The organism is Elizabethkingia sp. YR214, assembly GCF_003058195.1.
In the GTDB taxonomy this organism is placed as follows: Bacteria; Bacteroidota; Bacteroidia; order Flavobacteriales; family Weeksellaceae; genus Elizabethkingia.
In genome coordinates this window covers 619,706-638,098 of sequence record NZ_QBUH01000001.1, presented here as the reverse complement: position 1 = coordinate 638,098, position 18,393 = coordinate 619,706, and the positions used below count along the sequence as shown (strand labels likewise).

The following is an 18,393-nucleotide window of genomic DNA, read 5'->3' as shown; positions in this document are numbered from 1 at the left end:
AAAATGGCAACAACTGATCTTTCAGCTTATAAGCCACTCCATATAACAAATGCCGATGAAATGATTATCGGCATTGTTTTTTCTGAGTGGAATGATTTTGTAACTCATAACCTTCGTGACGGAGCAATTGAAACTCTGAAAAAGGAAGGTTTAAAAGAAAATAATATCCATGTATTTCCTGTTCCGGGAGCTTTTGAACTAAGTTATGCTTCTATGCAGTTGGCAAAAACCGGGAAGTATGATGCAGTCATTGCTATTGGGTGTGTAATTCGCGGAGAAACGGCTCATTTTGACTACGTATGCTCTGGAGTGACCCAAGGTATCACTAACATCAATTTAATGACAGACACCCCTGCTATCTTCTGCCTATTAACTGATGATAACAAAGAGCAGTCTATTGCCAGAAGTGGTGGTGCATTAGGAAATAAAGGTATTGAAGCTGCTGTAACAGCAATGGAAATGGTGGAATTCAAAAAGAACCTGAGTAAATAATCTCTGCCTCTATAAAATAAAAAGGAGCCTTTCGGCTCCTTTTTTTATTTTTTTACTTTTGGATTGTCTATATACGCATCTGTAGCGTAAGGAGTATGTGTCTTTCTACTTCCAAAAAAGGTTAAATCTGAAAAAGATGAAACACTATTATTTCTTATCGAAGCCGATAATTGAGCCTTTGTACTTACTCCTGTAATTTGTTCTATCGCCTTCGCTAAGTCCGGATCGGAAGTATTACCAAATTCTTTAAGATTTCCAAAATATTCTCTTCCTGCCGTTCTTATATTAGGAACAAAACCTCCATTTTTATTAGTTTCAGTAATTAGAGGGTGAGCATCATTTCTGGAGTTCCAATAAGCAAATACAATTGGCTGCATAGTCCAATTGTGGGATTTATTAAGATCACTAGCATTACGGTTTATATAATCTGTACTGGGTGAATCATATAACGTAATAGAGCCAACAAACTTTCCGTAAGTTGTCTCTCCAATAGTAATAACCCTCCCTTCCATATAAGGTCTTAATGCATCAATAGTTAATTCACTGGCAGATGCAGTTCCTCCAGTTGTAAGGATGCAGATTTTATTAAGATTCCCTAGTGTATTAATGTCAACTCCCGGATTAATTTGAACTCTCGAATCTGTTTTACTATAAAGAGGTACTTGCTTTTTCATAAGCTCTGCTCCACTATATTTTGTATGCTTATCATTATACTGTTCAATAACGTAAGGCTGGCCTATTTTACCCGTAATCATTGTTCCAAGAGCCACGGCCGTTTCTACAGAACCACCACCATTATATCTTAGATCTAATACCAAATCTGTAATATTAGCTTGCTTCATTCTTCCAATAGCATCATTTAATTCTCCATTGAAATCAGATTTAAAGGCGTTATATACTAAATAACCAATCTTTTTCCCTCCAGAATCAATTACTGTATCAAAAGCTACTGGATTATCGTTTATTTCACTCGAAGAGAGGTTAACTTTTCTTTTATCTCCATCACCTATTGGATCCGAATTACTATCCAAACCTTTAACTTTTTGTACAGTAACACTAAATGAATCAGCAAACAGACTGCTGTAATTATCTACTGTAAGAGGAGACCCATTAACTTCCAGAATTGCATCTCCTCTTCTAACACCTTCTCTTTCTGCCGAAGAACCAGGAACAACATAATTAACAATACCTATAAGATTTGGCTTATTAACCTCTTTTAACCATGCATTAAACTCTAAACCTGTGGTTTTAGTAATAGCAGCCCTTATACTTGCAGACCTTTGGATAACTCCATTTTGCTCAATCCAAGAAAAACGATCTACAACTTTATATTGGTATAGAAAACTATAAAATAGTGCATCCGGAGTTTTTGCATTTAAAGTACTCGCATACTCAGTAGAATTTTTAAAGTTATCTGCAAGAACAGGAACGTTTTTCTGCCAATAATACCAGGAATTAAGACCTTTCCATACAAAATCATTCTCTGCTTTTACAGCTACTGTGGTACCACCTCCATTCGTATTATTATCTATATTTATAGTATCTCTGGAACAGGATGTAAATGATAATAGCCCTATTAGAGAGACTAAGGATAGTTTATTTAAATTTTTCATATAATAATTTATAATATTGGATTTGTTTAGTTATTTATTTTTAGGTTTAGTATATACATCTGTACCTAAGGGAGTCATTGTTCTTTTGCTGGCAACAAAGGAATCACCTCCGGAAGCAAGAGGATAAGCGCTACGACCTTTAGTAGAAGCCATTGCAGTAGCCGAAGATAGTTGAAGTTGTCCTGTAGCCAATTTTATAGCACTGTCTAAAGCAACATCCGATCTGTCTCCAAATTCTTTAAGCTGGCCGGCATATTGTGCAGGCTGTATAGCATAATTTGGCAGTAACCCTCCCTTCGAACCTACTTGTGGGGCTACACGATCTTTATTGTAGTATGCAAATGTAATAGGTTGTAATGCCCAATTATGAGACAAATTCCTTCCTGACGATGAATACATAGATGGAGAGTCATAAATGGTATTAGATCCTACAAATTTACCATACGTTTCCTCTCCTATTGTAATTACACTGATATAACGACGCAGACAGTCTATTGTCAGTTCACTTGCCGATGCAGTCCCTCCACTTGTAAGAACATAAATTTTACTCAGATTTAAACTACCAGCAGCTGAACCTAAATATTTAGTTTCATTTTCATCCAAATGCTTCTTATTAAAGTCCATAATAACAAATGGAGAGTTCGAGAATTGTCCCGTTACCAAACTTCCAAGTGATACGGCTGTATTTACAAACCCACCACCATTATACCGTAGATCCAAAATAAGATCTGTAATGCCCTGACCTTTTAAATCTCCAAATACAGTGACAAGCTCACTATCGCTATTCTGAAACGCATTGTAAACAAGATAACCAATCTTTTTATTGCCTTCTGTAAAAACCTGTTGAGCAGCGACAGCATGCTCTACAAGATTATCCACAGCTGTAAGCGTAATTGCCGCTTTTTCACCAGTAGTTGTTATTACACCGGAGCTAGGATCTCCACTAGCACTCTGAGCAAAAGTAACACTGAAACTATCATTTAATAGTTGTCCATAATTAAAATTATTAAGAGTGGCTCCGTTAACTTTTGTAATAACATCTCCCCTTTTGATCCCGGCGTTATATGCTGGAGAATTCGGGACAACATAATTTACAATGCCTATTTTTGTATCTCCGTTCGGAACTTTAGTATAAATTGTAAAATCCATTCCGGTACTTTTAGATACTCCGTTCGAATTTGCTAATTCTTTATCTATATCAGATATAATCCAGGAGTTTCGGTCTACTATAGTATATTGATAAAGAAGGCTGTAAAATAAAGCATCCGGAGTTTTGCTATTAATAGTACTCACATATTGTGCAGAATTTTTAAAACTATCCGCAAGTTCCGGAACTTTTTCCTGCCAGTAATACCAGGAATTAAGCCCTCGCCAAACAAAATCATTTACCTCCTTTGGCTTTTCAGGTTCCACAGGATCCGGATTATTTCTGTTACATGAAGTAAGAAGCATTGCTCCAGTAACGGAAGCAAACAATAATTTATTTATAAATTTCATATTTTTCAGGTAGATTTGTGTATCTTAAATTCAAAATTAAAAGTATGAAAAAGAGATTAATGTACAGCTTATTTTTTTTAGGTGCTCTATTTTTTATCTGTGAATCTTGTAAAAATAATGTCACAAATGATACTCAGGAAGTAAAAAATGCAACCTATAAAATGTACGATATTAACGGAGAGCGAGGTTATAATGTAACTTTCGATGTTATTGGCAAAGGGGCAGAACCTGTTGCTGTTGTTATTAACCGGATCAGAAAAGAGATTAATCCATCCGATAAAAAAGAAAATACTTACCACATTAATGTTATTGCTGAAACCAGAAAAATACATGGTTACAGACCACAAGGGACACCACAGGAAAACGGAATTATTTACAAAGTAAATTATACAGAATATTTCAAACCTGTGAAATTTACATTAAAATAAATATCATATTGACAAGGAACATTCATAATGTTCCTTTTTTTGTCTAATTTTGGGATATAAAACTATTTCATGTATCTAAAAAGGTTACAGCCATTTTTCTGTCTTGGGGCATTGTATATTCTAGTGTCTTTTATTTTAAGATTCGTTTTTATTTTCCATCCTATTACAACGAGTAATTTTAGTATTTGGGAATGTACTAAAGTACTGTCTATAGGTTTGGTTAACGATTTTTTCATCTTTGCCCTGGCCAGCTCATTATTTGTTCTTTATACACTCTTCCTCTCTGATTCTAAGTACAGTAAACCCTGGGGGAAAATTATTCTTGCAATTTTAGTCCTGGCAATTCTATATGTAGCTTTTTATCCCAATAATATTTTCAAACAGTACGGAGGCTCGGTTTCAGAGATTGTACTGGCATTTTTAGGCATCAAGACGCTATTATTCGCCTTAATGCTTTTCCTTCCCCGACAGAGATTCACCATCCGAAATATTCTGTATTTCTTTGCAATTTTTCTGTATGTATTGCTTATTATATTCAATGCTGTTAGTGAGTATTTCTTCTGGAATGAATTTGGAGTCCGCTATAATTTTATTGCTGTAGACTACCTTATCTACACCAATGAGGTAATTGGCAATATTATGGAGTCCTATCCTATTGTTCCTTTATTCTCCATAATAATTGCTGTGACATCAATTATTACATGGTTTATCTATAAAAGAACAAAAGAAAACCTTGTTGAACTTCCTACATTTAAACAAAAGCTTGTTCTATTATTCTCTTACCTTATATTAGCAACTGGCTGTTACTTTTTAATAGCACCGTTTCAGAAAATAAAGGACGACAACAACTTTGCTGAAGAAATTCAGTCTAATGGATTATATAAGTTCTATTATGCATTTACGCATAGTGAACTGGATTACTTTAAATTCTATCCAACATTAGCCGAAAATAAAGCTGAAAAACTATATCTATCACAGTTTGTTCCACAAACTATGCCAAGGCCTATTACAAGTGATTCCACAGAACAGCATAAGAATGTGGTTCTGATTTCTATAGAAAGTCTTTCGGCAGATTTTATGCAACATTACGGAAATAAAGATAAGATTACCCCTTTCCTGGATAGTCTGGCTAACAAGAGTTTAATGTTTACCAATCTGTATGCTACAGGTAACAGAACTGTTCGTGGGCTGGAAGCTCTTACGCTGAATATTCCGCCAACTGCCGGAGAAAGTATTGTAAAAAGACAAAATAATAAAAATAAATTTTCCACAGGAAATCTTTTCAAATCCAAAGGTTACCATGTAAAATTCCTATATGGTGGCTATAGTTATTTCGATAATATGGAAGATTTCTTCAGAGGAAATGGCTATGATATTGTTGACAGAAACAACTTCAAACCAGAAGAAATAAGCTTCGCTAATGTTTGGGGTGTTGCCGATGAAGATATGGCTAAGAAAGCTATTCAGGTAATGAATCAGGAAGCCCAGACCGGGAAACCTTTCTTTAATCACTGGATGACGGTAAGTAACCACCGCCCGTTTACTTATCCTGATGGTAGAATTGATATTCCGGGAACAGCAAAATCCCGTGATGGAGGTGTTAAATACACCGATTACTCCCTTCGGAAGTTTTTCGAGATGGCTAAAAAACAATCCTGGTATAACAATACAGTCTTTGTTATTGTCGCCGATCATTGCGCATCTAGTGCTGGGAAAACAGAGCTTCCAATGGATAAATACCGTATCCCTGCTATGGTTTACGTCCCAGACGGATCTGTACAACCTCAGCAATTTGGCAAACTAATGTCACAGATTGATTTAATGCCAACCGTATTTGGACTTTTAAATTTTAATTATACATCTAAATTCCTGGGACAAGATGTGCTGAAACCTAACTACGCTCCAAGAGCTTATGTAGCAACTTATCAAGATCTGGGTTACATAAAGGATAATTATTTAACCATTATCTCTCCAACCAGAAAAGTAAAACAATACCAGCTACAGCAAAAACCTTCAGACCTGCCGGCTGAGTTTAATATTTACTATGAAGAAATACCGGTAAAACAGCCAAAACAACCGCTTGTAGATGAAACGATTGCTACTTATGAAACGGTATCCAAATGGTTGAAGGAAAATAAACTGAACAGATAATTTTTGTACTTTTAACATCACAAAAAACGATAAAAAATGAAATGGACTGAAGAAAGAGGTGGAAATGTAGAAGACCGACGCGGTATGGGCGGTGGCGGAATGATGGTTGGTGGCGGTTTAGGCACCCTGATCATTGCGGCTATTATTTTCTTCCTGGGCGGTGATCCTTCTGCTATACTTAATTCCGGAGGCTCTGCTGCTCCAGCACGTACTGAGCAACGCCAACAAGCATCTAGTGAGCAAGATAAACAACTCTATGAACTTGTAAGCATGCTGGATGCATGGAATACCAAAACATGGACACAAATTTTCCAGGAAAATGGGATGAAATATGTTGCCCCTAAAATTGTTATGTTCAGTAATCGTACAAATTCCGGATGTGGTCCTGCAGAGGCGGCAATGGGTCCTTTTTATTGTCCGGCAGATCAGTCTGTATATGTGGACATGAGCTTCTTTAATGAATTACAGTCTCGATATGGAGCAAAGGTAAGTGAGTTTACAGTGGCTTACGTTCTGGGACATGAAGTTGGTCACCACGTACAGACTTTATTAGGAACAACACAGAAAGTAGATCAGTTAAGACGAAGTGGACGTTATTCAGAAGCTGAAATGAATCGTGTATCTGTAGCCGTAGAATTACAGGCAGATTTTTATGCTGGCCTATGGACTAAAAAGAACAACGAACGTGTTCAGGGAGGAATTCTGGAACCAGGAGATATTGAATCTGCGGTAAGTGCTGCGCAGGCTGTAGGAGATGATAATATTCAGAAAAGATCATCTGGTTATGTGAATCAGGAAAGCTTTACCCACGGATCATCGGCACAACGTGTAGAATGGTTTATGAAAGGTTATAATACCGGCGATATAAAACAAGGCGATACTTTCAACGCTTTATTACGATAAATAAAAATCCTGCTTTCGCAGGATTTTTTTATGGCACTAGTCCAAATATTTTTGCATCTACAAATCTCCCTTTTTCAAAGAAGAAATCTTTAAGCAATCCTTCTTCCTTAAAATTCATTTTCAACAATAACCTTTCTGAAGCAAGATTATTGGGGTCAGTAAACGCTTCTACCCTATGGATATTCATTTCTGAAAAAGCATAAGGAAGAATCGCTGCTATCGCTTCTTCCATATAATGTTGACGCCAGTACAAAGGATTCAGCTCGTAACCCAACTCTATTTTAAAATGTTCATGAGCCCAGTTATGATAACCACAGGTTCCGATCATTTTAGCATTATCTTTTAGCTGAATCGCCCAACGGATACCTCTGTTATTTTCAAAGCTATTATTAAAATCCTGAATCAGTTTTTCTGCCTCGTCAATCTCCTTAAAAGTATACAAATCATAATACTCTGTAACCTCATCTTTTGAGAAATATTCAAACAGATCTCCGGCATCATCTTGTATAAGCTGACGCAGAATAAGTCTTTGGGTTTCTAAAACCGGAAAGTCCATTACTTCAGATTTTTAAAGAATTCCCACATGATAATACCTGCACATACGCTTACATTCAATGAATGTTTTGTTCCCAGTTGCGGAATTTCAATAAAGCCATCACATAACGCCAACGCTTCATCCGATACACCGTCAACTTCATTCCCCATAATCACCACATACTTCTCATCTTTGGAAATTATCTGCTCATTCAGAGCAATACTGCCTGTAGTTTGCTCTATGGCTAAAATTTTATATCCTTCGGACTTTAGTTTTTGCAAAGCATCGGTAACATCTTTCTCGTAATACCAGTCTACACTTTCGGTAGCCCCTAATGCTGCCTTATGAATCTCGCGGTGTGGTGGCTGCGGCGTTATACCACATAATACAACCTTTTCTATAATAAAAGCATCAGCTGTTCTGAATACCGCTCCTACATTGTTCATGCTACGGATACTATCCAACAGAACAATTACCGGAATTTTTTCTGATTGTTTAAAGGTTTCTATATCTACTCTGCCGAGTTCTTCCAGTTTTAACTTCTCTACCATGAAACTTCATTTTTCGGTTACAAATTTACAAAAAAGCTTATGGTACGCAGGTACATTTGGGAACGTAAAAATATTATACGTACAAAGTCATAAAATGTGAAAATGAGTTTTACAAAAAACAAACTTTCAAAGCCTGAATTTAATCCTTAAATTTGGAACCTATACCTATAAAAAATGGCGAAAGAAAAGAAGGAAACTCCTTTAATGGGACAATACAACAGTATAAAGACAAAATACCCGGATGCCCTTTTACTGTTCAGAGTTGGTGATTTTTATGAAACCTTTGGACAGGACGCGGTTAAAACATCTCAGATATTAGGTATTGTTTTAACTAAAAGAGCAAATGGCACTGCTTCTCATATAGAATTAGCAGGCTTCCCACATCATTCACTGGACAGCTACTTACCGAAGTTAGTTCGTGCCGGAATGCGTGTTGCGATATGTGACCAGCTGGAGGATCCGAAAATGGTTAAAGGTATTGTAAAACGAGGTGTTACCGAATTGGTAACTCCGGGGGTTACGTTCAATGATCAGGTTCTGAACGCCAAGCGAAATAATTTCCTTCTGTCGCTTCACAAAGAAAAAGAAAAATACGGAATAGCATTGGTGGATATTTCTACCGGAGAATTCCTGGTGAGCGAGGGTAATCTTGAAAAGTTACTCCATATTGTCAATACCTTCGATCCTAGCGAGATTATTCTTCAAAGAAGTACTGAAGTTCCTGCTGTTCTTAAAAACCGAAATACATTCAAACTGGAGGATTGGGCATATCAGTATGATTATGCATATGAGAAGCTTACACAACATTTTAAAACAAAATCTTTAAAAGGTTTTGGTATAGAGGATCAAAAACTGGCAATTGTAGCCTCAGGGGGTATTTTTGCTTATCTGGTAGAAGATACTCATCACAGTCTTCTGAACCATATCACCAAAATACAGCCTATTCCTCAGGAAGATTATCTGATGATGGATGCTTTCACCCTTCGTAATCTGGAAATTGTATTTTCCAGTCAGCAGAAAGGAAAAAGTTTACTCGACATCATCGATAAAACTTCAACCCCAATGGGTGGAAGATTACTCCGCAGAAGACTAATCCTTCCTCTGAAAAATATCAATGAAATTAACCGCAGACTAAGTCTTGTTGAATTTCTGAATAAAGAAGATCAGCTGAAATATGAAATTTCTTTAAGACTTAGAACGATTTCTGATCTCGACAGACTAATGGGTAAGCTTGCTGCCGAAAAAATAAGTCCTAAGGAATTGGGATATCTCCGTCAATCACTAGAGAGCATTCAGGAAATCAAAAAATTACTTATTCCACATCCGGATGTTCTGGCATGGCTGGATCCGTTAAATGATCTGGATGAAATTCTTCAGTATGTATACCAACATCTGAATGAGGAACTTCCTGTACACCTTAACAAAGGAAATGTAATAAAGGAAGGTGTTTCCGAAGAATTAGACCGCCTGAGAAATCTTCAGTCCAAAGGCAAAGGCTTTTTGGATGAGATGCGCGATCGTGAGATTGAACGTACTGGTATCCCAAGTCTGAAAATAGATTTCAACAATGTTTTCGGCTATTTTATTGAAGTAAGAAATACCCACAAAGACAAAGTTCCGGAAGACTGGATCCGTAAACAGACTCTTGTAAACGCAGAACGCTATATCACCGAAGAGCTAAAGGAGTATGAAAGCCAGATTCTAGGAGCTGAAGAAAAGATTTCGTTACTGGAAACACAACTATACCGCACTACCTGTGCTTATCTACTACAATATATAGATCTTATTCAGGAGAATTCTGCTTTAATTGCTCAGCTGGATTGCGCATTAGGTTTATCCGAGCTTTCCGTACAGGAGCAGTATACAAAACCTGTTCTTAATGATAGCTTTGTAATCAGCATATCGGAAGGACGCCACCCTATTATAGAAAAATCTTTGCCTTTGGGTGAAAAATATATTCCGAATGATATCTATCTGGATCAGGATTCACAACAGATTATTATGGTTACAGGCCCCAATATGGCCGGTAAATCAGCCATATTAAGACAAACAGCTATTATCTGTCTTTTGGCTCAGATTGGTAGTTATGTTCCGGCAAAACATGCCGAAGTGGGATTACTTGACAAAATTTTCACCCGTGTAGGAGCTTCTGACAATATTGCGGCTGGTGAATCTACCTTTATGGTGGAAATGAATGAGGCGGCCAATATTCTGAATAATATATCCGACCGTTCATTAATATTACTGGATGAGATTGGACGTGGTACAAGTACATACGATGGTGTTTCCATTGCATGGGCTATTGCAGAGTATCTGCACCAACACTCAACAAAGCCAAAGACTCTTTTTGCAACGCACTATCATGAGCTAAATGAAATGACCGTAAACTTTGAACGGATTAAAAACTTTAGCGTAAGTATCCAGGAAAATAAAGGGAACATTATATTCCTCAGAAAGTTAATCCCTGGCGGTAGTGAGCATAGTTTTGGTATCCATGTAGCAAAGCTTGCAGGAATGCCCTCTAAAGTTGTTCACCGTGCAGAGGAAATTCTGAAGACACTGGAGGATTCCAGAGCACAAAGCGGTTCATCTGAAAAAATAAAAAGAGTAACCGAAGAAAATATGCAATTAAGCTTCTTCCAACTGGATGATCCGGTTTTGGAAAATATCCGTGAGGAATTAACTAAAATCGATATTAATACACTAACTCCTATTGAAGCTTTAATGAAGCTGAATTCTATCAAAAAGATGATAGGTAGTTAAAGAAAAGTATATTAGTGAAGTAGTTGAAATTTTAATTGTCATTAAACCTAAAAGGTAATCTATAGTTAGCCGCAATAGGCTGACCATTTTCAAGTCTTACTTTTATTTTTGTTCTAATGCGTTTTAAAGTTTTAATTACTTCATTATTAAACTGTTGATTATCTCCTGCCGCACTAATTCGGGTCATACTTCCGTCTTTCTCAATTGTAAAAGAAAGAACGCAAGACAAGTCTCCTTTCCCTACAAAATTACGTGTATTAAAAGACTGGCTTAGATCTCTATAAAAAGTAGTGAGATTATCCGGTGATTCTACTTGCCTAGTAACCGTAGGTGTATCCTTTACTGCCTGAGAAAAAGCAGATCCGGAGAATAAAATTGAAAAAAGTAAGATATATTTGTGACTCATAGAACAAATGTAACAAAATGAAATTCAACCTCTATTATTTTATTGCCACAATTATCCTTTTCATCACAGAAGTCCTTATAGCTACTGTTTTCAAAGATTTATTCTTTGTCCGCGCTTACCTGGGAGATGTTCTGGTAACTATTCTGATTTATACATTTGTAAAAAGCTTCTTTGCTATCGATAGCGGAAAACTCCTGATTGGTGTTTTCATATTTTCTGTTTTTATAGAAATATTACAATACTTCAACATAGCCGATTTATTAGGCTTACAACGCGGAAGTATTGCTTACATTGTAGTAGGTAACAGTTTTAGTTGGATTGATATAGTTTGCTATGGCGCTGGCTGTTTAATTGCCTTTGCTGTTGAAAGGTTAAGGAATTTATATCCCGCATAATTTAATTTATACCTCGCCCTCTATTTACTATTCGTTGTACAAAAAATACACTTAAATAGGTTGATAAGGCACTGCAAAAATTTCTTTCAGATATCCCATTATTTCAGAAAAAATGCCATATCCTCCTACGATAATAAGGAAAATCCCAAATAAAAAAGCTTGTATTCGTTTTGCGTCAGAGTAAGAATCTGACCGTACTTCTTTATCTTTATCTCTTCCCAACCACATCATAAGCAAGCCAACACCTATCATAAAAATTTTAAAAAAGTGGTTTTCCATTTTAATTAATACTGGAGAATGTATAAGTTATTTAAACATAGAATTTATCATATAGTAAAAGTATAATTTCTTATGGGGTGAAATACATATTTCTTTAGTAACTCCTATTTTGCATTCAAGTCCTGCGCAATTAACCATGCTTCACTCCAGCAAGCCTGAAAGTTAAAGCCACCAGTAACTGCATCGATATTCAGTACTTCCCCTGCAAGATAAAAATTAGAATACTTTTTACTCTGCATCGTTTTGAAATCTATTTCCTTCAGGTCTACCCCTCCGGCTGTTACAAACTCATCTTTAAAAGTACTCTTACCCTTTACCAGCATCTTATTTTGACAAAGACTTTCTAAAATCAGCTGAACTTCTTTATTGCTGATATTTCCTAGTTGCTTTTGCGGATCGATGTTGCAAATATCCAATAAATGGTTCCAGAAGCGATTGGTAATATCAAAAATCTTAGACTGTCCTATACTCTTCTTAGGATTATCTGCTTTAAACTGATTTAGAGTATCTTCAGCAATTGAAATATCAATACCCAGGAAGTTAACGATCACATCAAAATTATAATCCATTGCGAATAATTCCCGTGCGCACCATGCAGACAATTTCAGAACAGCTGGTCCGCTTAAACCCCAATGGGTTATTAATAAAGGCCCGCTTTCTTCTTTCTTTAATGCAGGGAGCTTTACCCAAGCATTCGGAAACGAAGTTCCCATTAATCCTTCTATGCTTTTATTTTTGATATTGAAAGTAAACAATGATGGTACCAGATCTACTATTTTAAAGTCTAAAGGCTTTAGAAGCTGATAAGATTTTGGTGAACTTCCTGTACAAAAAACTACTAAATCTGCTGTAAATTCTTCAGAAGATGTCGTAATTACCCACTGTTCTCCTTGCTGTTCTATTTTTTTAACGACCTGTTTAGTCGAAACTTTTGTTCCATTTGCAATTACAGCATCTGCAAGGGCGTTCATAATACTCAATGAAGAATTACTTTCCGGAAAAATACGGTTATCATCTTCAATTTTTAAAGCAACGCCCCGTTCTTCAAACCAGCCCATTGTATCTCCCGGCTGAAACTTTGTGAAAACACTCAATAATTCTTTATTCCCTCTCGGATAAAAAGAAGTAAGCTCACGGGGATCAAAACAGGCATGAGTGACATTACATCTGCCTCCTCCTGAAATTTTTACTTTTTGCAAAACATCTGAAGCCTGCTCCAGGATATGGATATCATATTTTTCTCCATCCACATTTGCCGCTGTAAAAAAGCCCGCAGCCCCACCTCCGATAATAACAAGTTTTTTCTTTTCCAGATTCATAGTAATACAATGCAAGGCACAAAATTACAATTTTTATAAACCATCATTTATCCTTAATTTTGAAGATTAGATAAAAATCATCAACAAAGTCTTTTTTTCAAAAAAAATTCAATTTAAGCATGTCAGCATTCTATTATAAATTCGAGGTAAGGTGGTCAGATATTGACGCCAACCGTCATCTGGCAAATTCATCTTATGTAATGTATTGTGCCCAAACACGTATGGCTTTTATGAATGCTCATAATATGGGTGTTTCCAAACTTGTACACTGGGGAATCGGTCCTGTAATTTTGCATGAGGAATATTCTTTCTATAAAGAAATCATGGCAGACCAAACAGTATATGTAAGTCTGGAAATTTCCGGAATGTCCGAAGATAGCTCTATTTATTCTTTCACACACAAATTTTATCTTCCAGACGGAACACACTGTGCAACATCTAAAGTTACAGGTGTATGGATTGATATGATGCTTCGTAAAATGACAACTCCACCAGACGATATTCTGGTAAGCTTATTAAAATACAAAACTGATCAAACGGAACTTTTGGCCAAGGAAGATTTAAAAAAACTTTCTCACCGACCAGAAAATATAGATCCATCCGTTTTTAAATAATATTATGTTAGAAGATAAAAAACCTCAACTAACCCCTGTTTCCCAACTTGGTGAATTTGGGCTTATAAAACACCTGACAGAGAATTTTCCATTGGAAAACTCTTCTTCGGAATTAGGTGTAGGAGATGATGCTGCTGTTATAAATCCGGAAGGCAAAAAAGTAGTTGTAACAACAGATATTTTAGCCGAAGGTGTACACTTTAATCTGGGATATGCTCCACTAAAGCACTTGGGATATAAAGCTGTAGTTGTGAATCTGAGTGATCTTGCAGCAATGAACGCTGTACCCTCTCAGATTTTGGTTTCATTAGCTGCATCTAACCGTTTTCCGGTAGAAGCTTTTGAAGAATTGTATGCTGGTATTGCTCTGGCATGTCAGCATTATCATGTAGATCTTATAGGCGGAGATACCACAAGTTCCAATGCAGGACTAGTAATGAGTATTACCGCAATAGGCCTACAGGACGAACAGAAAATTGTTAAAAGATCCGGAGCGAAGCCTAATGATCTTCTGGTTGTAACCGGAGATCTTGGTGGGGCCTATATGGGATTACAAATTCTGGAAAGAGAACATGCTGTTTATTTAGCAAACCCAGATATGCAACCCGAAATGGAAGGCTATGATTATATCCTTCAGCGTCAGCTGAAACCTGAGGCCCGTACAGATATAAGAACAACTCTGGAAGAAATGGATATTATCCCAACTACTATGATTGATATATCGGACGGCCTTGCTTCCGAAATCCTTCATCTTTCAGACCAGTCTAAGGTAGGATTCCATCTGTATGAAGAAAAGATCCCTATGGATACACAGATGATTAATACCGCTGAGGAACTTAATTTTAATCCGGTAATTGCTGCACTTAATGGTGGAGAAGATTACGAATTATTATTTACCATCAGTCCGGATAGCTATGACAAAATCAAGAACCATCCTGATTTTACTATTATCGGTCACGCTGTAGAGGCTAATCAAGGCAACTATATGGTTGCAAGAGGTTCTAACGAACTCATAAAGCTTACTGCTCAGGGATGGGATGCCTTCCTGAACAAAGGTGAATAATTATAATTAATATAACAGTGTAACAATAGATTGATAAGTTGTTACACTGTTATATTACTACTATCTTATATAAATCTTCCCTTTTTATTTCCTAAGAATGCCGCGATCTGGCTTGGTCGGATGAGTTCATCTATATTGATTCCGATATCTTCTTTTGATATAACTGGCTCTTTGTAATTCTTTTCGTCGAATTTATAAAGACTCCATTCACCATTATGATATTCAAGAGCCGTCAAATTTTCTATCCAGTCTCCTGAATTCAGATACCTTACACTTCCTTTCTCTGTTTCTATCATTTTGTCTACAGGCTGGTGAATATGTCCGCAGATCACAATATCATACTTGTTTTCTATAGCCAATTCGGCAGCTGTCTGTTCAAAATCTGCAATAAACTTTATCGCCTCTTTAACACTATTCTTTACTCTTTTGGATAATGAAATCTTTGATTTCCCGAATAAACTGAAAGTATAATTAATCGCCCGGTTCAGCAGGATAAGGAGGTCATAACCTTTTCCGCCAAGCTTGGCCATAAATTTTGCATAACCTTTCGTCGTATTATCGAACACATCTCCATGAAAAACCCAATGTTTTTTCCCGTCCAGTTCAAATAACAGCTTGTCTGTCAGCCATATTTCCCCCATTTGGGTATCGGAATACCTGCGCAGAAACTCATCATGATTTCCTGTGATATAGACAATCTTCGTCCCTTCTTTCAATAATCGAAAGAATTCGTTTATAACTTCCATATGAGAAGCCGGGAAATATCTTTTTGAGAATGCCCAGCCATCTATAATATCACCATTAAGTATCAGTAAACGAGGCTTTATGGTTTTTAAATAGGAAATTAACTCTTTTGCATGGCAACCATAAGTTCCCAAATGCACATCTGAAATAATAACAACTTCACTGTTTCTCATTGTAACAGGGTTTTGACAAAATTAAAAACCTGAAACATATTTATGATTAAGGAATTATTAATACTTCTTTACGTTTTAGTTAATAAAAGAGAATGAAAGGCCCTTTTGAAAAAGAAAAACTCAAAAAAATAGCGGGCAATTGCCCGCTATTTTTATTTTTCTGCTACTAACTGTACAAGGTGTAGTATAACTTCTGTTGCCTTAGACATTGACTGCAACGGAACATATTCATATGGTCCGTGGAAGTTATGACCTCCGGCAAAAATATTAGGACAAGGCAACCCCATATAAGATAACTTTGCACCATCTGTTCCACCTCGAATCGCTTTGATATCTGGTGTAACACCTGAAATCTTCATTGCCTCTTCAGCGAAATCAATAATGTACATTTTATCTTCAATATGTTTACGCATATTCAGATACTGCTCTTTAATCTCTACTTCAGCTGTTCCTTCTCCATGTCTCTGGTTGAATTCTGCAACCTTTTGTTTTAAGAATTCATTACGCTGTTCGTATTTAGTATCATCGTGATCACGAATAATATATTGCAGTTTAGCTTCTGATACATCAGCCTTAACATCTGTTAAATGAAAGAATCCTTCATAACTACGTGTTGTTGCCGGAGTTTCATTTGCCGGAAGGCTCTGAATAAATTCAGCTGCCAGTAAACCAGCATTTACCATTTTACCGTAAGAATAACCCGGGTGTACACTTAATCCATGAATCTTTACTACTGCTCCGGAAGCATTAAAGTTTTCATACTCCAATTCTCCGATCTCTCCGCCATCCATTGTATAAGCCCATTCTGCATTAAAGTGTGCAACGTTGAATTTATCAGCACCACGTCCTATTTCTTCGTCTGGTGTAAAACCAATAGAAATACGTCCATGCTTAATCTCTGGGTTTGCGATCAGATATTCAGCCGCTGTTACAATTTCAGCAATACCAGCTTTATCATCCGCACTTAAAAGAGAAGTCCCGTCAGTTGTAATAATAGTCTTTCCTTTATAGTTTGCCAGTTCTTTGAACTTAGTTGAAGAAAGCGTAAATCCTGTTTCTTTATTCAATAACAAATCTCCACCATCATAATTTTCCCATACAATTGGTTTAATATCTTTACCGTTAAAGTCTGGTGTAGAGTCGAAATGAGAGACAAAACCAATCTGAGGAACTTCTTTATCTAATGTAGAAGGAACGAAGCCATATACGTATCCGTTTTCGTCTTTGGAAACATCTTCCAGACCAATTCTTTGTAATTCCTCATAAAGATAATTAACCATATCCCATTGTTGTTCTGTACTTGGCGTCTTCTCGCTTTCCGGATCACTTGTTGAATATATTTTCACATAGGTCAAAAATCTCTCTAAAAGTTTTTCTTCCCATTCCTTATTCAATTCTACTTTATTCATTCTACTATTTTTTATTTTGCCTCTTCCGGCAACTGTTATTACATTCTGTAAAACCCTCTTTTATCCTATTAACTTACAGATTCTTTGAGGTTTTCATACTTTTTGTTTGTGTTGAACAAATTTATATATTTATAGAACGAATGACAAATTTTATGAAGCCCTTGTTTTTCAGGGTTTTCCTAATAAAAGTTTTAGAATATGTTTATAACAGAATGCCCCAGAGATGCTATGCAAGGCTGGCCGGAACTGATTCCGACCAACAAGAAGATCGATTATATGAACAGCCTGATGGATGTCGGGTATGATATTCTGGACTGTGGCAGCTTTGTAAATCCCCGAATGGTTCCACAGATGGCAGATAGCGGTGAGGTTGTAGATAACATTGATAAAAGCCGTTCCAGTACAAAACTTTCTGTTGTTATTGCTAATTTCAGAGGTGCCGAAAAAGCTTTGGAACATGAAAAGATAGATTATCTGGGTTTCCCTTTTTCTATCTCAGAAACCTTTCAGCACAGAAATACTAATAAAAGCAGGGAGGAAGCTTTTACAGAAGTACAGCGAATCTTTGATCTGACTAAAAGTAAAAACAAAGACCTTATTTTATATTTCTCTATGGCTTTTGGTAATCCTTACGGAGAAATGTGGAAATGGCAGGATGTTGAAGAATGGGCACAGCGTTTTAGTAATATGGGAGTGAAGACAGTTATGCTATCGGACACTACCGGTGTTTCGGACGCTGAAACAATTGCTCTTCTGTTTTCCAAAATCCCGCCTTTATTTCCGGATATAGAGTTCGGAGCCCATTTTCATAATCGCTATGAAGATTCCTATAAAAAACTAAAAGCAGCTTATGATAACGGCTGTAGACGTTTTGATACCGCAATTAAAGGGATTGGAGGCTGTCCTATGGCTAAAGATGAACTTGTCGGAAATATGCCTACGGAACAGCTTATTAATTTCCTTCAGATCGAAAAAATTGATAACAGGCTTAACTTGTTAAACTTTGAAAGTTCTTACAATCAGGCAAAAGATATCTTTCATTTTTAATTAATGTAAAA

At 36.5% G+C, this 18,393-nt stretch carries 18 protein-coding genes; 9 read left to right on the top strand and 9 right to left on the bottom strand.

The genetic code is table 11. The features are described from left to right. Positions 1–3 precede the first annotated feature (3 nt). Positions 4–492 (top strand): 6,7-dimethyl-8-ribityllumazine synthase, encoded by a 489-nt coding sequence (gene ribH, locus C8J95_RS02900; RefSeq protein ID WP_059154455.1) that lies wholly within the window; start codon positions 4–6, stop codon positions 490–492. Positions 493–536: 44 nt separating this feature from the next. On the opposite strand, the gene C8J95_RS02895 is transcribed toward ribH, so the two are convergent. Further along, positions 537–2,105, bottom strand: a complete 1,569-nt coding sequence (locus tag C8J95_RS02895; protein WP_107807535.1) for a S41 family peptidase — start codon at positions 2,103–2,105, stop codon at positions 537–539. 30 nt (positions 2,106–2,135) lie between these two features. Next, positions 2,136–3,602 carry a S41 family peptidase gene (locus C8J95_RS02890; RefSeq protein ID WP_107807534.1) on the bottom strand — a complete coding sequence of 489 codons (1,467 nt, stop codon included), beginning with the start codon at positions 3,600–3,602 and terminating at the stop codon, positions 2,136–2,138. 44 nt (positions 3,603–3,646) lie between these two features. On the opposite strand from C8J95_RS02890, the gene C8J95_RS02885 reads away from it, so the two are divergent. From C8J95_RS02885 to C8J95_RS02875, 3 genes are all read left to right on the top strand, one after another. After that, the gene (locus tag C8J95_RS02885; RefSeq protein ID WP_107807533.1) at positions 3,647–4,030 is read left to right on the top strand and encodes a hypothetical protein; all 384 of its coding nucleotides are present in this window, start codon (positions 3,647–3,649) and stop codon (positions 4,028–4,030) included. A 69-nt stretch (positions 4,031–4,099) separates the two neighbouring features. Further along, a complete protein-coding gene (locus tag C8J95_RS02880) occupies positions 4,100–6,181 on the top strand; it encodes a sulfatase-like hydrolase/transferase (protein WP_107807532.1) in 2,082 nt (693 codons plus the stop codon). A 36-nt stretch (positions 6,182–6,217) separates the two neighbouring features. After that, positions 6,218–7,084, top strand: a complete 867-nt coding sequence (locus C8J95_RS02875) for a neutral zinc metallopeptidase (RefSeq protein WP_107807531.1) — start codon at positions 6,218–6,220, stop codon at positions 7,082–7,084. 28 nt (positions 7,085–7,112) lie between these two features. On the opposite strand, the gene C8J95_RS02870 is transcribed toward C8J95_RS02875, so the two are convergent. Together C8J95_RS02870 and C8J95_RS02865 are read right to left on the bottom strand one after the other, a co-directional pair. After that, a complete protein-coding gene (locus tag C8J95_RS02870; protein WP_107807530.1) occupies positions 7,113–7,640 on the bottom strand; it encodes a GNAT family N-acetyltransferase in 528 nt (175 codons plus the stop codon). Then, the gene (locus C8J95_RS02865) at positions 7,640–8,170 is read right to left on the bottom strand and encodes an RNA methyltransferase (RefSeq protein WP_059322769.1); all 531 of its coding nucleotides are present in this window, start codon (positions 8,168–8,170) and stop codon (positions 7,640–7,642) included. Before C8J95_RS02865 ends, C8J95_RS02870 begins: the two co-directional genes overlap by 1 nt. A 174-nt stretch (positions 8,171–8,344) precedes the next feature. Between C8J95_RS02865 and mutS the strand changes: the two genes are divergently transcribed. Then, the gene (mutS, locus tag C8J95_RS02860; RefSeq protein WP_107807529.1) at positions 8,345–10,933 is read left to right on the top strand and encodes a DNA mismatch repair protein MutS; all 2,589 of its coding nucleotides are present in this window, start codon (positions 8,345–8,347) and stop codon (positions 10,931–10,933) included. 31 nt (positions 10,934–10,964) lie between these two features. On the opposite strand, the gene C8J95_RS02855 is transcribed toward mutS, so the two are convergent. Continuing rightward, positions 10,965–11,339 (bottom strand): energy transducer TonB, encoded by a 375-nt coding sequence (locus C8J95_RS02855; RefSeq protein ID WP_107807528.1) that lies wholly within the window; start codon positions 11,337–11,339, stop codon positions 10,965–10,967. Positions 11,340–11,356: 17 nt separating this feature from the next. Between C8J95_RS02855 and C8J95_RS02850 the strand changes: the two genes are divergently transcribed. Further along, positions 11,357–11,734, top strand: coding sequence for a DUF2809 domain-containing protein (locus tag C8J95_RS02850; RefSeq protein ID WP_107807527.1), 378 nt, complete (start codon positions 11,357–11,359; stop codon positions 11,732–11,734). Between the two features lie 51 nt (positions 11,735–11,785). Here the strand turns inward: C8J95_RS02850 and C8J95_RS02845 are convergent, their stop codons facing one another. Beyond that, a complete protein-coding gene (locus C8J95_RS02845; protein ID WP_107807526.1) occupies positions 11,786–12,013 on the bottom strand; it encodes a hypothetical protein in 228 nt (75 codons plus the stop codon). Positions 12,014–12,117: 104 nt separating this feature from the next. Next, positions 12,118–13,332, bottom strand: a complete 1,215-nt coding sequence (locus tag C8J95_RS02840; protein WP_107807525.1) for an NAD(P)/FAD-dependent oxidoreductase — start codon at positions 13,330–13,332, stop codon at positions 12,118–12,120. A gap of 119 nt (positions 13,333–13,451) precedes the next feature. Between C8J95_RS02840 and C8J95_RS02835 the strand changes: the two genes are divergently transcribed. Further along, complete coding sequence (locus C8J95_RS02835; RefSeq protein ID WP_107807524.1) at positions 13,452–13,946, top strand: thioesterase family protein; 495 nt, start codon at positions 13,452–13,454, stop codon at positions 13,944–13,946. Between the two features lie 4 nt (positions 13,947–13,950). Continuing rightward, positions 13,951–15,009, top strand: coding sequence for a thiamine-phosphate kinase (thiL, locus tag C8J95_RS02830; RefSeq protein ID WP_107807523.1), 1,059 nt, complete (start codon positions 13,951–13,953; stop codon positions 15,007–15,009). 65 nt (positions 15,010–15,074) lie between these two features. Here thiL and C8J95_RS02825 read toward each other — a convergent pair whose 3' ends face one another. Together C8J95_RS02825 and pepT are read right to left on the bottom strand one after the other, a co-directional pair. Beyond that, positions 15,075–15,926, bottom strand: a complete 852-nt coding sequence (locus C8J95_RS02825) for a UDP-2,3-diacylglucosamine diphosphatase (RefSeq protein ID WP_034869902.1) — start codon at positions 15,924–15,926, stop codon at positions 15,075–15,077. Between the two features lie 152 nt (positions 15,927–16,078). Beyond that, positions 16,079–17,335 (bottom strand): peptidase T, encoded by a 1,257-nt coding sequence (gene pepT / locus C8J95_RS02820; RefSeq protein WP_107807522.1) that lies wholly within the window; start codon positions 17,333–17,335, stop codon positions 16,079–16,081. Positions 17,336–17,533: 198 nt separating this feature from the next. On the opposite strand from pepT, the gene C8J95_RS02815 reads away from it, so the two are divergent. Further along, positions 17,534–18,382, top strand: a complete 849-nt coding sequence (locus C8J95_RS02815; protein WP_107807521.1) for a hydroxymethylglutaryl-CoA lyase — start codon at positions 17,534–17,536, stop codon at positions 18,380–18,382. The last annotated feature ends 11 nt before the right edge of the window (positions 18,383–18,393 follow it).

What these genes read in the sequence shown, in the direction of transcription:
- ribH (WP_059154455.1), top strand. Translation starts at nt 4, where the DNA reads ATGGCAACAACTGATCTTTCAGCTTATAAGCCACTCCATATAACAAAT.
- C8J95_RS02855 (WP_107807528.1), bottom strand. Translation starts at nt 11,339, where the DNA reads ATGAGTCACAAATATATCTTACTTTTTTCAATTTTATTCTCCGGATCT.
- C8J95_RS02835 (WP_107807524.1), top strand. Translation starts at nt 13,452, where the DNA reads ATGTCAGCATTCTATTATAAATTCGAGGTAAGGTGGTCAGATATTGAC.
- pepT (WP_107807522.1), bottom strand. Translation starts at nt 17,335, where the DNA reads ATGAATAAAGTAGAATTGAATAAGGAATGGGAAGAAAAACTTTTAGAG.
- C8J95_RS02885 (WP_107807533.1), top strand. Translation starts at nt 3,647, where the DNA reads ATGAAAAAGAGATTAATGTACAGCTTATTTTTTTTAGGTGCTCTATTT.
- mutS (WP_107807529.1), top strand. Translation starts at nt 8,345, where the DNA reads ATGGCGAAAGAAAAGAAGGAAACTCCTTTAATGGGACAATACAACAGT.
- C8J95_RS02850 (WP_107807527.1), top strand. Translation starts at nt 11,357, where the DNA reads ATGAAATTCAACCTCTATTATTTTATTGCCACAATTATCCTTTTCATC.
- C8J95_RS02870 (WP_107807530.1), bottom strand. Translation starts at nt 7,640, where the DNA reads ATGGACTTTCCGGTTTTAGAAACCCAAAGACTTATTCTGCGTCAGCTT.
- thiL (WP_107807523.1), top strand. Translation starts at nt 13,951, where the DNA reads ATGTTAGAAGATAAAAAACCTCAACTAACCCCTGTTTCCCAACTTGGT.
- C8J95_RS02845 (WP_107807526.1), bottom strand. Translation starts at nt 12,013, where the DNA reads ATGGAAAACCACTTTTTTAAAATTTTTATGATAGGTGTTGGCTTGCTT.
- C8J95_RS02890 (WP_107807534.1), bottom strand. Translation starts at nt 3,602, where the DNA reads ATGAAATTTATAAATAAATTATTGTTTGCTTCCGTTACTGGAGCAATG.
- C8J95_RS02840 (WP_107807525.1), bottom strand. Translation starts at nt 13,332, where the DNA reads ATGAATCTGGAAAAGAAAAAACTTGTTATTATCGGAGGTGGGGCTGCG.
- C8J95_RS02865 (WP_059322769.1), bottom strand. Translation starts at nt 8,170, where the DNA reads ATGGTAGAGAAGTTAAAACTGGAAGAACTCGGCAGAGTAGATATAGAA.
- C8J95_RS02895 (WP_107807535.1), bottom strand. Translation starts at nt 2,105, where the DNA reads ATGAAAAATTTAAATAAACTATCCTTAGTCTCTCTAATAGGGCTATTA.
- C8J95_RS02825 (WP_034869902.1), bottom strand. Translation starts at nt 15,926, where the DNA reads ATGAGAAACAGTGAAGTTGTTATTATTTCAGATGTGCATTTGGGAACT.
- C8J95_RS02875 (WP_107807531.1), top strand. Translation starts at nt 6,218, where the DNA reads ATGAAATGGACTGAAGAAAGAGGTGGAAATGTAGAAGACCGACGCGGT.
- C8J95_RS02880 (WP_107807532.1), top strand. Translation starts at nt 4,100, where the DNA reads ATGTATCTAAAAAGGTTACAGCCATTTTTCTGTCTTGGGGCATTGTAT.
- C8J95_RS02815 (WP_107807521.1), top strand. Translation starts at nt 17,534, where the DNA reads ATGTTTATAACAGAATGCCCCAGAGATGCTATGCAAGGCTGGCCGGAA.